Annotated in this window: 14 protein-coding genes; 9 read left to right on the plus strand and 5 right to left on the minus strand. The window is 59.0% G+C overall.

The features are described from left to right. Positions 1-6: 6 nt before the first annotated feature. Both VJX68_RS07565 and VJX68_RS07570 read right to left on the minus strand, forming a co-directional pair. A complete protein-coding gene (locus tag VJX68_RS07565; protein WP_324095064.1) occupies positions 7-1,218 on the minus strand; it encodes a CaiB/BaiF CoA transferase family protein in 1,212 nt (403 codons plus the stop codon). Between the two features lie 169 nt (positions 1,219-1,387). Then, entirely contained in the window at positions 1,388-1,822 is a 435-nt protein-coding gene (locus tag VJX68_RS07570) for a hypothetical protein (protein ID WP_324095065.1), read from the minus strand. Positions 1,823-2,156: 334 nt separating this feature from the next. Here VJX68_RS07570 and VJX68_RS07575 point away from each other — a divergent pair, with 334 nt between their 5' ends. The 3 genes from VJX68_RS07575 (at position 2,157) to VJX68_RS07585 (ending at position 5,564) form a co-directional block, all read left to right on the plus strand. Continuing rightward, positions 2,157-2,489, plus strand: a complete 333-nt coding sequence (locus VJX68_RS07575) for a carboxymuconolactone decarboxylase family protein (protein ID WP_324095066.1) — start codon at positions 2,157-2,159, stop codon at positions 2,487-2,489. Between the two features lie 34 nt (positions 2,490-2,523). Then, positions 2,524-3,684 carry a (E)-4-hydroxy-3-methylbut-2-enyl-diphosphate synthase gene (ispG, locus tag VJX68_RS07580; protein WP_324095067.1) on the plus strand — a complete coding sequence of 387 codons (1,161 nt, stop codon included), beginning with the start codon at positions 2,524-2,526 and terminating at the stop codon, positions 3,682-3,684. A 173-nt stretch (positions 3,685-3,857) separates the two neighbouring features. Further along, positions 3,858-5,564, plus strand: a complete 1,707-nt coding sequence (locus tag VJX68_RS07585) for a thiamine pyrophosphate-binding protein (protein WP_324095068.1) — start codon at positions 3,858-3,860, stop codon at positions 5,562-5,564. 21 nt (positions 5,565-5,585) lie between these two features. Here VJX68_RS07585 and VJX68_RS07590 read toward each other — a convergent pair whose 3' ends face one another. Both VJX68_RS07590 and VJX68_RS07595 read right to left on the minus strand, forming a co-directional pair. Next, a complete protein-coding gene (locus VJX68_RS07590; protein ID WP_324095069.1) occupies positions 5,586-6,614 on the minus strand; it encodes a methyltransferase in 1,029 nt (342 codons plus the stop codon). 118 nt (positions 6,615-6,732) lie between these two features. Then, positions 6,733-7,791, minus strand: coding sequence for a ferritin-like domain-containing protein (locus tag VJX68_RS07595; protein ID WP_324095070.1), 1,059 nt, complete (start codon positions 7,789-7,791; stop codon positions 6,733-6,735). A 217-nt stretch (positions 7,792-8,008) separates the two neighbouring features. Between VJX68_RS07595 and VJX68_RS07600 the strand changes: the two genes are divergently transcribed. The 6 genes from VJX68_RS07600 to VJX68_RS07625 all read left to right on the plus strand — a co-directional run bounded on the left by VJX68_RS07600 (position 8,009) and on the right by VJX68_RS07625 (position 12,964). Continuing rightward, on the plus strand, positions 8,009-8,197 hold the full coding sequence (locus VJX68_RS07600) for a hypothetical protein (protein ID WP_324095071.1): 189 nt from the start codon (positions 8,009-8,011) through the stop codon (positions 8,195-8,197). A 255-nt stretch (positions 8,198-8,452) separates the two neighbouring features. Next, a complete protein-coding gene (locus tag VJX68_RS07605; protein WP_324095072.1) occupies positions 8,453-10,318 on the plus strand; it encodes a S53 family peptidase in 1,866 nt (621 codons plus the stop codon). A 223-nt stretch (positions 10,319-10,541) separates the two neighbouring features. Continuing rightward, the gene (locus VJX68_RS07610) at positions 10,542-11,471 is read left to right on the plus strand and encodes an SDR family oxidoreductase (RefSeq protein WP_324095073.1); all 930 of its coding nucleotides are present in this window, start codon (positions 10,542-10,544) and stop codon (positions 11,469-11,471) included. Between the two features lie 101 nt (positions 11,472-11,572). Further along, positions 11,573-11,905 carry a hypothetical protein gene (locus tag VJX68_RS07615; RefSeq protein ID WP_324095074.1) on the plus strand — a complete coding sequence of 111 codons (333 nt, stop codon included), beginning with the start codon at positions 11,573-11,575 and terminating at the stop codon, positions 11,903-11,905. A 219-nt stretch (positions 11,906-12,124) separates the two neighbouring features. Further along, positions 12,125-12,427: a hypothetical protein gene (locus VJX68_RS07620; RefSeq protein ID WP_324095075.1), complete on the plus strand. Its 303-nt coding sequence runs from the start codon at positions 12,125-12,127 to the stop codon at positions 12,425-12,427. Positions 12,428-12,469: 42 nt separating this feature from the next. Next, entirely contained in the window at positions 12,470-12,964 is a 495-nt protein-coding gene (locus tag VJX68_RS07625) for a hypothetical protein (protein ID WP_324095076.1), read from the plus strand. A 226-nt stretch (positions 12,965-13,190) separates the two neighbouring features. Here the strand turns inward: VJX68_RS07625 and VJX68_RS07630 are convergent, their stop codons facing one another. Then, entirely contained in the window at positions 13,191-14,090 is a 900-nt protein-coding gene (locus VJX68_RS07630) for an IS1595 family transposase (protein ID WP_324095077.1), read from the minus strand. Positions 14,091-14,101 lie beyond the last annotated feature (11 nt).

The raw sequence follows: 14,101 nt of genomic DNA on the forward strand, positions 1-14,101 counted from the left end.
TCAAGGCTAACCGAGCGTACCGGAGGCTTTCAGCCGCGCGATTTCGTCCCAGGTCAGGCCGATTTCGAGCGCGACTTCCTCCGTATGCTGACCTATTTCGGGCGCGGGACGGTGGGGCGTTTTGTTGGCGTCGCCGAACTCGACGGGACTGTTCACGACGCGACATCCGGGAATGTTCGGGTGATCCACGGCGGCGAAAGCGCCGATCGCTTCGGCTTGCGGATCGTCGAGCACTTCGTCGTCGGTGCGCACAGGCGCCCAGACGAGATCGTGTCGATCGAAAATCGGAGCCCATTCGTCCGAGGTTCGGACGGCGACGGCGCGATCTATTTCATCGGTTAGCGCGGCGCAGTTTTGCGCGCGCGCAGCGGAATCCTTGAAGCGGGGATCGTTTTGCCAATTTGATTTGTCCAGCGCGCGGCAGAAATCCGGCCAATGGCGATCGCTCTGGATCATCACGAAGTAGATCCAGCGCGCGTCGGCGCATCGGTAGGAGCTCCACAGCGGATTCACGCGTTCCGTGCGCGCCTCGGAATGCGGCGAGCGGCCGGTCATGAGTCCGACGGTGAGATCGGAGGCGTTCATCCACAGGCCCATCGAGAACAGCGAGATGTTGACCTCGCGGCCGCGACCGGTGCGCTCGCGCGCGAGCAGTGCGGCGGAGATTGCACCTGCCAGGCCGAGGCCGACGGCATGATCGATCATCGCCGGCCGCTGCGCGGGCGGCGACTGCCCGGGCTCGGCAATCGTCGCCATCAGCCCCGAGCGCGCCCACGCGGCGGCGTAGTCGTACGCGGGACGATTGCGGTCGGGGCCGCGATGCCCGTAGCCGTTGATCGATCCATAGATGAGGCGCGGATTTTTCGCCGATAGCGTCGCGTAGTCGAGTTTCATCCTCTCGATGGCGTCGAGGCGCAGGCTGGTGACGAAGACGTCGGCGTGTTCGATGAGCTTGAGTGCGAAGGCGTGACCGCCCGGCGTGCGCAGGTCAACGGCGACGGACCGCTTGTTGCGATTGTCGAGTTCGAACGGCGGACGGATGCGCGCGTTGGGATCACCCATCGTGCGCGTGACGAAGCCGCGAATCGGATCTCCCGTGCGCGGGTCTTCGAGTTTAATAACGTCGGCGCCCCAGTCGCCGAGCACCGCGGTGGTGGACGGCCCTGCGACCCACATCGCAACTTCGACGACTCTGACGCCTTCGAGCGGAAGATCCATAGGAACTTGATTGTAGTGAAACCCGCCGTGGGTTTGCAGGGGTGGCCCTTCACCCAATGTTAAGAAAAAGATGTGAGACCTCGTCCCTGTTGGAACTTCCTTAATACGAAAACCGCGCGCGGACCTTTGTAGTCCGCACGCGGCAGAGTGCTGCTATCAAATTAGTGCGCTAGCGGGCGCGATGCATCCGGCGCGGCTCGCGGCGCCGCACTCGATTTACCGTGAGGCGCTGCATCCGGCTCGCTTCCTTCAGGCGCAGGCGGAGCGGACTGCCGCCGCGGCCTGCCACCAGTTCCGACAGGCGCCATCGCAAGCCGTCGGTGTCGATGCCGAGTGCGTCGCATACGCTGACGAACGACAAAGGACTCGAGACACGATTGCTGAAGAACCAGTTCCAGGCCTCGTTAAACGAGTTGCGTTTGCGCAGGCTCGAGGAGCCGCCGAATTCCTGCACGACATTAATCGCGTCGGCCAGCACCGCGAGCATCAGCCGCTGCTCGCTCGAGAGCGCGCGCGTGCCGACCATCTCGAAGAACTGGCTGCGAAGGATTACGTCGGGAAAGGGACGCGGATCGGCGACGCCGATTGTGGTGATGGTACTCATTGTTCAGCTTCCTCCCTCCCCCGAGCGAAGAGCTTGAACTCGAAAGATTCCCTGCGGGCGAACAGCAGCTTCACTTACACACCGCCCTTTTCCGTCCAGTAAACAACGACGGAGAGAAAGAAACTTAGTGAGAACGGTGACTCATTGCAAGGGAAAAGTCAGAGCCTAAATTCGCCGTTGCTAGCTTTGGATAAGCAAAAATTGTCTGGCGATAACGTTAGAATTAGCGTAAGCGAATGGCGCCCGCGCGCAAAAAACAATTGTTGTCGATACGCACGGACGCTCTGCTATAGTTGCATCCTCACTAAGAAAGGGCGGCCCAAGGGGAATCGCGATGGCAGATTTCTACGGCAAGGAAACCTCGAAGTATCTCCGCAACCTGCGCCAGAATGCGCCCGACGCGTTCAAGGGCTTCCTGGAATTCGACAAGGAAGTCTTCAAGGACGGGGCGATCCCAAGCAAAACGAAAGAGTTGATGGCGATCACGGCGGCGCACGTGACGCAGTGCCCCTGGTGCATCGAGGCGCACGTCACGCGCGCGAAAGAGAAAGGATGCACCAACCAGGAGATTGCGGAGGCGGTGTGGGTCGCGGCGGCGATGCGTGCGGGCGCGGCGTTCAGTCATGGCGCAATTGCGATGGCGGTTGCGGACGAGCACAAGCACTAGCAAGCCTGGCGCGCATTCGGCAGCATAGGTGGGAATGGATCACGCGCTTAAAGATCGGAAAACACGGCAGATAACGATTGGCGGTACCAAGGTCGGCGGCGACGCGCCGGTGGTGGTGCAGTCGATGTGCGCGACGCGGACGATCGACATCGATGAGACCGTCGCGCAGGCGCATCAGCTGGCAGATGCGGGCGCGGGAATCGTGCGCATCGCGATCGACAGCGAAAAGGAAATCCCGGCGGTCAAGGAGATCCGCGAGCAGACCAAGGGTGTCGTCCTGTCGGTCGATTTGCAGGAGAACTACAAAATCGCGGACCGCGTCGCGCCGCACGTCGACAAGATCCGCTACAACCCGGGGCATCTGCACCATATCGAGAAGTCGAAGACGATCGAGCAGAAGGTGAAGTGGCTGGTCGATGTGGCGCGGGACAACGACGTCGCGATTCGGATCGGCGTCAACTGCGGCTCGGTGGCGCCGGCGTTCCTGGACAAGTACCCGGGCGATCAACTCGCGGCGATCGTCGAGTCGGCCGCGTACCATTGCGATCTGATGGACCAGCTCGGCTTCACCCGCTTCGTCGTGTCGCTGAAGGATTCCGATCCCGTCAAGGTGATGGACGCGAATCGCCGCTTCTCGAAGCGGCGGCCCGACGTCCCGATACATCTTGGCGTCACCGAAGCGGGGTTGCCGCCCGACGGGATCATCAAGACGCGGATAGCGTTCGAGAAACTGCTCGCGCAAAGTATCGGCGATACGATCCGTGTCTCGCTCACGCTGCCCAACGAGCGCAAGCATGAGGAAGTGCTGGTCGGGCACAAGATTATCCAGGACGTCGCGGCGGGCAGGTTTATCTCGGTGCCGGACTTCGGCGCGGGACTGAATATCATCTCGTGCCCGTCGTGCTCGCGCGTCGAGAACATGAAATTCGTCGAGCTGGCGCAGCAGGTGAAGGAGCTCACGGTCTACGCCGAGAAGTACAAGATCACGATTGCGATCATGGGATGCCGTGTGAACGGGCCGGGCGAGACGGATGACGCCGACCTCGGGCTGTGGTGCGGTCCGACGACGGTGAATCTCAAAAAGAAGGATCGCAAGCTGGGCTATTTCGGCTACGAAGAAGTATTGCCCAAGCTGCGCGCCGAGCTGGATCGGTTGATCGCAGAGCGCACTGCCGCCGCTGCCACCACGAATTAAGCGGCTACCTGGCCGCGCGCAAATTCGTTCGCTGCATTCACCAAGAGAAGAGCCGCTCAACTTTTCCTGAGTCATCGCGCTGTTATGTCGTCCCTGTTTTGTGCCATCTAAGAGGCTGGCCAGGCCGCTTCGATCGCTTCATCCGCTGCTAACCCGGCCGGCAGGAGGATTTTATGAGCGAAATCGCCGGAGCTGAGCTGCTGCTGCGATGTCTCGTCGCCGAGGGTGTGCGCTTCGTCTTTGGGATCCCTTGTCCCGAGGTCGATCCGCTGCTCGCCAAGCTCGAGCAGTACGAAGTGCGGTTCGTGCCGGTTCGTCACGAGGCTGCCGCCGTCCACATGGCGGAAGGGTTGTACAAGACTACAGGGCAGGTGGCCGCCGTGCTTGGCAATCCCGGGCCCGGCTCCGCGAATCTTCTGCCCGGGGTGATCACTGCGCGGCACGAGGGCGTGCCCGTCGTCGTCATCACTGCGCAGCATCGCCTCGGGATCGTCTATCCCTCGCCGCCTTCGACCTTCCAGGGCCAGGACCAACTCGAAATCTTCAAGCCTGTGGTGAAGTGGAGCGGTCCGATTCTCTCGTGGGATCGAATCCCCGAAGTAATGCGCATCGCCTTTCGTGAGATGTGGACCGGGCGTCCTGGCCCGGTACAAATCGAGATACCTGCGCCCGTGATGTACGCGACCGGTGACGACACAAAAGTCCGGGTGCTGAAGCCGCTGGAATACCGCGCTGCCGGCCCGCTGCCATCTGAAGCGCAAATCGAAGAGGCAGCCGCGATGCTCATAGGCGCGAAGCGGCCGCTCGTCATCTCGGGCGCGGGAGTGGATCGCGCCGGCGCCAACGAAGCGCTGCTTGCCGTCGTCGAGCTGCTCAACTGTCCCGTCATCGGCTCGATTGCCGGACGTTCGTCGGTGCCGCTCGATCATCCGAACTTCCTCTACGGCTACGGCGCCGGCGCCGACCTCGCGCGCCGCGAATCCGACGTGATCCTTGTCGCCGGCTCGCGGATGGGCAATCTCGACATTCCGTACGACAAGTACTGGGGCGATCCCGCCAGTCAAAAACTCATCCAGGTGGATATCGATCAGCGCAACATGGGCGTCACGCGGCCGCTGGCCCTCGCGATCGTTGCCGACGCGAAAAGCGCGCTCGAGGGTTTGCTGCGCGTGCTCAGAACAAAGCGAGCCCAGCGCAAAGGCGGTGAGGATTTGGCGCGCTATCGAGAGACCGCCCGCGAATGGCGCGAGAAGCGTTTCGCATCGGTCGCGAAGTGGAGCGGACCCGGAATCCATCCGGCGCACGCGATCGAAAAAATCGGCAAAGTCTTCGGCGCCGACAGTATCTATGTCGCCGACGGCGGCAACACCTCGTTGTGGTCGCTCTGGTTTCTGCCGTCGACCAGGCCGCGCTCTTACCTCAACATCCTCGAGCTGGGAATGCTCGGCACCGGAATCCCGTCCGCCATTGGAGCGAAGCTTGGCAATCCGGAGCGCGAGGTTGTCTGCGTCAGCGGCGACGGCGCTGCGGGATTCAACTTCATGGAGATGCAAACGGCGGCGCGCGAAGGCCTGAAGGTCAGGGTTATCGTGTTCGCCGAAGGTTCATGGACGATGGAGGAGCCGAATGAACGGCGGCTCTGGGGAAAGACCTTCGGCACTGAGATGGGGACCGTGCGATGGGACAAGGTCGCCGAGGGCCTCGGCTGCAAATCGTTCTATGTCGAGCGCATGGAAGATCTCGAAGCGGCGCTCAACGGCGCGAAGTCAGCGGACGGCCCCGCGGTCGTCTGCCTCAAGACCAATCGCGACGCCAACCTCGCGATTCCTGGCGAGCTCGGCCTCCGCTTCGGCGAGGTGTATCAAGGCCCGATGGGTTGAGCTGTCCGGCGCGCCGCCGCGCTAAGGCTTGACCCCGGTGACGATGCTCATGTAGCCGAACGTCGGCTTGACTCTGATATCTTTGAAGCCTGCTTCACGCAGCATTTCCGCGATCTCGTGTCCGGAGTACTGCCTCCCCGTCGTCCATCCGAGCATGATCATCGTGTATGCGGCCGCGGCAAACGGCCCGGTCTTGTCCTTGTTGTAGAGCACCTCGTGGACAATCAGCCGTCCACCCGGTCTAAGGCTCTCAAAGCTCTTACGGCTCAGCAAGCGGCACTTATCCGGCGGCCAGTCGTGGTAGATGTACGAATAGAAGTGCACATCGGCCGGGGGAAACGCATCATTCCACATATCGAGGGCGTGTGTGCTGACGCGATCCTGCAGGCCGGCTTGTTGCGCGATTTCGCGGGCGACCTCGCACACCGGTGCAATATCAAAGACCGTCGCCCTCAACTTCGGCCATCGCGTCACGGCGCCGATACTATGCGCGCCCGATCCGCCACCAACGTCCAACATCGTCTTGCACTTCGACAAACTAATTGCGCTCGGCCAAGCCAGCGCCGGCGCCATGCTGATACTGTGCATGGCTCGCGTAAACGATCTGGCTAAGTTGGATTGCTCGTCGTGGGACTTAAAGACTTCGGCGCCGTGATAAACCTGCGGCGAATCTGTGCGCACTGCTTTCTCAAGGCTCTCGATCGAGCAAACCGGGTAGTTGTCGATTATCAGATCGAAGTAGCTGCCGAAGTAGCTAGGACTGCTTTCGAGCAAATAGTCTTCGGAGAGTGGGGTGAGCGCGTAGCGGCCGCTCTTTAGTCTGACAAAACCCAGTGCCGCGTTCGCCGCGAGGATCGTCTCAGCCGGCCGGTTCGCGATTCCAAGACACCCGCAGATCTCGTCGAACGAGCGCGGCTTCTCCGCGAGAAATGGAAAGAGTCTGAGTTTGTGCGCGAGCAGCACCGCCGGCGCACCGTACACTGAAAACACAACATCCCACAGCGCCCGATCGTCGCGCCGCGACTTTCTAATGGAGGGTTTCTTTTTCACACCAACCTGTTCTAACAGGGACGAAGTCCCGCATCTTTTCTGCTCACTGGGTGCAGGGGTCACCCCTGCCCAGGGAAGCGTGAAACCCACGGTGGGTTTCACATTAGATGAAGTGACTTTACTTCTCCGCGCCGCGGCCCATCCGTGCGTCGAACTCCTGCGCCACCTTCTCGTCATTCTCCATCAGTTGGTCGCTATCGAGATCGGCGTAAGCCATCACGCCCATGTTCGAGTACGCGCGGCGAATCTTCGGCCCCCAGAGCCCGATATTCTTGATCGTCGGAACGATCCGCGAGAACAGCCGCGACTGAAACTCGCGCATGTCCGGCGACGAATCGACGTACTCGACGCATTGCTCGACCGGCAGTCCCAAAGTTTCCCACACTTCCTCTGAGCGAAAGCGGTCGCGCATCAGGTAGGAGGCCTCGACCGCGAACTCTTCGCGCTCATCGCGCTCCGGCTGCGTGAGCTGCGGATAGTAGTCGCGCAATGCCAGCCGCCCGAAGGCGACGTGCCGCGCTTCATCCTGCATCACGTAAGCGTTGACGGCCGCCGCCAGCGAATTTTTTGCGGTGTCGCGGATTCCCGCGAACGCCGCCAGAGCGAGCCCCTCGATCAGTACCTGCATCCCCAGGTACGTCATGTCCCATCGCGAATCACTGAGCACGTCATTGAGCAGACGCTTGAGGGGTGGCGTTATCGGATAGGCGAGATCGAACTTCTCGTGCAGCAGCCGCGAGTAGGTCTCGACGTGACGCGCCTCGTCCATCACCTGCGTCGCGGCGTAGAACTTCGCATCGACGTTGGGCACCTGTTGCACGATTTTCGCCGTGCAGATCAGCGCGCCCTGCTCGCCGTGCAGAAATTGCGAGACCGACCACGCTTGCATATGCCGCCGCAGGTTGGCGCGCTCCTGCCGGTTGAGCCGGTTCCACAGGTCGGATCCGAAAATCGAGATACTCTCGTCGGGCAGCTCCTGCGGATTTTCGGGATCGAGATCCTGCGACCAGTCGATCCGCGTCGTCGTGTTCCACTGAAGATTCTTGCCCTTCTCGTACAGCTTGCGCAGCGCGTCGCTGCCCTCCTGGTATTCCCACTTGAACACCGTGTCGAAGCTGCCCGGCACCGCCCATTCGGTCGCGTCCACAGGAATCGCGTAGCGCTGTTTTGTGCTCATCGGAGAACCTCGCTTGTGGCAAGGTTTTCCTTGTAACCCGCGCTCCGATCTATGCGCAAGCGTGCGACTTAGCCGCGCGATTTGTGCGCCGGAACGACATCGAGCCTCAGTTGCTCCGTCCTGCGCACCGCGACCTGGCTCATCGTAAGATGACGCTGCAAATCGTCGATGCCGGCGATCGGCGAGTCGCCGAGGACTTCGACCTGGGTATCCGAAGGTGGACAAGATGATTGCGGGCCTGCGGTGGACCGTTTCCATCGGCTGCGGATCATTCTTCGTGGCCGGCGTTTACCGCGGGATTTGGCGCTACACAGGACTGGCCGAAATCGTGCGCTTTGCGCTGGCGGCGATGATGGCGGGGTTCGTCGTCAAGCTGGCGTCTTCGTTCCTGCCGATTACCATATGAACTCTTCTGAGCTTGTGTTGCATCAACGACTCTTTGGCTGTATCGGACATGCTACACGGGCCCCTGGATGTACCGACTTTCAACGCAATGTTAAGGCATAGAAGTTGCTGGTACCATCATTTCAAACTCTTGGTCGTAGCCCTCGGAAATGCCGATTTCTTTGTTGTTTCCTTCGGAAGCATACTATGTGCAACGGAAATCCGAGATTCCGCGATAACTGCTGCTGAAAACGGAAGTGCCGGCTGAAAGGAAATCATGATTCGAAGATTGAGTGTATTTTTGCTCACCATCGTCGCGACCGTTTCAGGCGCGAGTATCGTTTGCCGGGCGCAAGAACAGGTTCCGTTAACGCGTCATGTGCGCGAAGTGACTCTCAGTGGGCAGGCGCAGTTAATCGGGCGACTCCCCGCAACAAAGTCAGTGCGCTTCGACATCGTGCTGGCGCTGAGCAATCAGACAGAGTTGGATAATTTCTTGCAGGAGCTCTACGATCCTACGAGCCCCTCCTACCGGCACTTCCTTACGGTGCAAGAGTTTACGGCGAGGTTTGGTCCCACTCAGGGGGACTATGACGCTGTGATTGGTTTCGCGAAAACGAGCGGCTTAACCGTGGTTGGCGGCTCCCGCGATGGTATGGACGTGCAGCTCGAGGGCTCGGTCGCGGCCATCGAAAAGGCCTTGCATGTTACCATGGGTGTCTATCAGCACCCTACGGAAAACCGCACATTCTATGCGCCGGACCGGGAGCCCGGGGTGGACCTGCCTTTTCGGCTGTGGCACATCTCAGGTTTGGACAACTATTCGATCCCGCATCCCGCAGCCCAGCATAGAAATCTGATTGCGAAGTCCGCTGCCGTTAGCGGCTCCTGTCCATCTAGCTCATATTGCGGCAGCGACATGAGGTCGGCCTATTACGGGGGAACGGCTCTCACCGGAACGGGCCAGACGCTCGGGTTGCTGGAGTACTACGGATATGACACAGCCGACGTGAACACTTACTTCACGAACGCTGGCCAGAAGAATACTGTCCCTATCGACGGCATTTCCACTGACGGTACCAGCTTGAGCTGCCTCTATGCGGATGGTTGTGATGACACTGAACAGACCATCGACATAACTCAGGCGGTTTCCATGGCCCCGGGCATGACCGCACTAAATGTTTACGTGGGGTCCTCCGATACCGCCATCTTCAGCGCCATGTCTACGCATTCCCCGCTGGATGCGCAATTGAGCTCATCGTGGACCTGGAGCCCGTCGGACCCCAGCACTGACGACCCCTACTTCAAAAAGTTTGCGGCGCAGGGTCAAAATTTGTTTCAAGCAGCCGGCGACAGTGGCGCGTATACCTCGTCTTCCACGTATGTCTACCCCGCGGATGATGCGTATGTCACAGTGGTCGGCGGCACGGACTTACAGACCAGCAGCGCGGGCGGCTGGAGTTCAGAAACCGCCTGGGCCGACGGTGGCGGCGGCTACTACACGCCGGGCGCCATTCCAATTCCCTCCTGGCAGCAGCTCGCAGGCGTCATAACCTCGACCAACGAGGGGTCGACGAGCTTGCGGAACTCGCCGGATGTTGCGGCAGAAGCCAATTTTGACTTTTACGTCTGTGCCAACCAAAGCCCCTGCATTGCAAACTACTGGGGCGGAACAAGTTTTGCTGCACCCATGTGGGCCGGCTACCTCTCTCTGGTCAATCAACAGGCGGTTGCCAATGGCAATTCGAAGCTGGGGTTCATCAATCCGATTCTTTATTCGCTTGGTGTGGGGCCAGACTTTGCCACCGATTTCCACGACATCACCAGCGGTAGTAACGGCTTTCCGGCAGTAACCGGCTACGATTTGGCGACCGGCTGGGGCAGTCCAAACGGAACCAGCCTGATCGACGCACTTGCCGGAACCGGCGCCGCCTCACCTACCCCGACATCCACTGCGACGAGTACCCCAACGGCCACTACGACCAAAACAGCAACGGCGACACCAACTAGGACCGCAACCCCGACTAGAACAGCGACGGCTACAGCAACCAAGACCGCAACTCCGACCAAAACCGCGACGGCAACCAGGACTGCGACTCCCACTGCCTCACCCACGTCTAAAGGCCACGGGCACAAAGGGTAAAATTCATTCGCCTTGAGGCCGCTCCAAATGCCACCGCTAGTGCAAAACATAATCGTCGGATAACACCGGCACCGGTCTCCCGCCCCACAATCCAGTCCCCCCTTCCACCAATGCGAGGGGGTGGTTGGGGGGGAGGTTTCTTCGCCCATACTGCTCCTCGAAATCCCCCGTCCGATGGTATAAATCCCGGACCCGATTCGGTGACAAAGGAGGCGACCCACCAATGGATGCAGCCAACGGCGAACCGAAATTCGGATCGCGATCCAGCGCCTACGATGTCGTCGCCGGCCGCGACCTCTCCGGCCACACGATTGTCGTCACTGGCGCCAACACCGGAATCGGCGAATGGACCGCGCGAGCGCTGGCCAGCGCTGGGGCGCGCGTCATCTTCGCATGTCGACAGCCGGCAAGCGGAGAAGCCGCCGTCGCCCGGACGCGCGAAGCGCACTCCGGATGCAAGGCCGAGTCCGCGGAGCTCGACCTCGCGTCGTTCGCGAGCATCACGCGTTTCGCGCAGCACCTGAATGCCGATCGGATTGATGCCCTCATTTGCAACGCGGGTCTCCTGCAGATGACCTGGGCCGAGACGGAGGAAGGTTTCGAGCGAATGGTGGGCGTCTGCCACATCGGTCACTTTCTTCTCGCACGATTGCTGATGCCGCGGATGCTCAGGTCCGCGAGCCCGCGGATCGTCATGGTGTCGAGCCTGAGCCATCGCACGCCGGCGAAGCTTGATTTCGATCGGTTACCGATGACGCGCGAGAACTTTCGAGGCATGACGGCATACGGTCAGGCGAAGCTGTGCAATGTGCTGATGGCAAAGGCGCTGCAATCGCGCTATGGCAACCGCGGTCTGGTCGCCTGCGCGCTGCACCCGGGCACGCTAGTCACGACCGATATCGGCCGCAGTTCCATGCTCTTCGGCGCACTGATGAAACTGGTGAGTCCCTTTACCAAGAGTCCGGTTCAGGGTGCGGCGACCAGCGTCTATGCGACTGTCCACGAACCAGCGTCGGACCTGGCTGGACAATACCTGCAGAACTGTCGTGTCACGCCCTGCAGCGCAGAAGCGAACGATCCCGCAGTAGCTCAGCGTTTGTGGACAGTAAGTGAACAGTGGATCGCGCCGGCCGCCGCCCCTGCCTGGCCGTAACACCGAGGGAAGGGGGTTGTGTTGCAATGCACCCACAGAGGGGATAAGCTCGACCGACGAACAGGGCGGCGACGACGAATCTCCAACCGAGGTGCGACTCGATGGCTCTAGATTGGTTCAATACCGTTTTTCTTTATGAGTTGGGACGTGACTTGCAGACATTGACACAAGCTGCTCCGACTTCGCTGGCTGCCGTATCAGAGCCACTGCTCAATGCTCAGATAGCACTGGATGTTCTCTATACTTCAAGAGTCTTAGGGAAGCCGCTATTACCGCTGCCAACTTCCCAACGCGCGTACAAATCGCTTAAAGGCGTGCTTGACCAGATAGACAAAGCGGTCACCAAGATGACTTTGGAGACTGCGGCTCAGCCTCTGGACTCAAGACTTCTGTCGGATTTGACCGAAAAACTCGCGCAATTTCAAATTGTGTAAGAGGCCGATCTTGGTAGGTCTTGGACTTACGTTGTTAAACAGCCCGGCATTCTTGCCGTTGATTCTCTGATTTACGGTGCGCGTGTAGTTTTTGAAGGTTATGCGAATCGCATTCCAGAAATCGCAAAGCGAGATACCGACCAAGCTGGTCGTTGTATCGCTTTTGACCTTCCAACTGCCGCAGGTTTCCATATCGCGCGGGCGACCGAGGCCGTTCTTGTGAAATATCTTGAAGCATGGGGCAAAAAGGTTGAAAAAGCGAGTCAACGAAACTGGGGAAAATACACTGATTTGCTCAAAGAGACGGGTGCAAACAAGAAGGTGATCAACTCGATTGACCAAATAAGGGAATTGCACCGCAATCCGCTGCTGCATCCCGAAGATACCTTAATTATGGCCGAAGCGCTTAATTTGTGGGCTATTTGTTGTAGCACGATTCAAGGAATGATCGCTGACATCGAAGAACGATTTCCGAATCCTAGCCCCGAAATCATCGGAATGCTGCCGGACGAAACCAGATAAAACCCCGATGCCGAATTGTCGTAAAATTAGTATGCTGCACGAATGCCATCGCGACTGTACTACTGGTTCGCGTTAGCTCTAAGCGTTGCGGGAATCGGATTGGCGCTAATAAACAATCAGCAGGACTCCGCAGCATTGGTGGCGTTCGTTATCGCCTTTGTCTTGATATCCGCAGGCGGCATCGGTGAACTATTGGTGCCGTTCTTACTGTGGCGATTCGGTCGTTTTGGGAAATGCGAACGTGCGATCCGAGCGCGAATTAGACTAAGGGAATCACTTCTCAAACAACCCATTGTCACCCAAGATGAGGCGACACATTGGGACGCGCTAACTCAACAAGTTTTACGAAAATTTCTTGGCGGAGAATGGCATAAGGAATTCAGAAACTTTCTGAGAGTTGGGCGTATTGACCAGGCGTTAGAAGAAGATCGTCGGCGCGTAGTATCTGCGAGAATTCACGTGCTGATTGATCTGAGGAAGGCGATAAAAAATCGTGCGATCAGCATCACGTTGAATAGGGATGTGAAACTGTCTTAAGGCGCTTAAGCGCGGCGAGACGTTTGCGTGAGCAAGGGTTTGATCGCTTTGCCCAACGTTTTTTCAAACTTCTTGATGTCGGCGTCAGTCAGACTCTCAAACTCTTTTCTTATTCGCTGGTCGTCGGCGCGCTGCTCGGCGCTTGGTACGTATGGTTTGCGGGCCGGTCGGCCCTTTGCCCTTGTGGAAGCCACCGCGATATTCTAGCGCTTCCACGTTTGCGCGGCTAGTTACTGCACGTCGCAATCAAATCCGCGAATGCGTTTGAGTTTTTGCGGTTGTTGAGACGCCATGCGAATTCGTTCACATAGAGCGGCAAATATTCCTTGCTGACTTTGTGATACGAACCGATGATCCCGCGCTTGAACAGACTCCAGAATCCCTCGATGGTGTTTGTGTGAGTAGTGCCGACAACGTACTCGCCAGCGCTGTGCCGAACCACGTGGTGATTCATGTCAGCGCCCAAGAGCCGGTATTCGCTGTGCTCGTCGGTCGCAACGAGTTTCACATCTTTGGAAACGGTCTGGCGGACAAACTTGTCCAATTTCGCGGTGTCGGTATTCTCAATCACTTTCGCAACGATCATTCCCTTGCGGGCGATTGCGCCGATGACAGCGATTTTGTTCTTTGTGCCGGTCAATGCGAGCGCCTTGCGCCGGCTGGCGTGCATATTGTGCGCTTTGCCGCCGACGAAAGTCTCGTCAACTTCCACTTCACCAGTGAGCGGCATCACGTCGCCCTTCATCGCGGCCCGCCAGCGCTGGCAGATATACCAAGTGGTCCGATAGTCGTGGCCAGAATCTTCACCGAACACGACGCGATGCACCTGTAGAGCGCTCATTCCTTTCTTCGCAGTCAGGATGAAGTAGGCGATGCGGAACCATAGCTTCAATTCAATCTTGGTATCTTGGAAGATCGTGTGTGTGATGACGCTGAATTTGTACCCGTTGCGACCACCACAATCTGCGTTGCGACAACGCCATTGATACGGCTTGATCGCGTAGACTTTCTCTTTGCGATTGCAGCGAGGGCAACGCACACCATCGAGCCAGCGCTGTGCGGCTAGAAAGTCTTTGCACGATTCTTCAGTTGGAAAGCGTCGGTCGAATGCGCTTAGTGTTTCCATACGCTGAATAT

Origin of the sequence: Binatus sp. (SeqCode) (assembly GCF_035272065.1) — a bacterium.
GTDB lineage: Bacteria > Desulfobacterota > Binatia > Binatales > Binataceae > Binatus.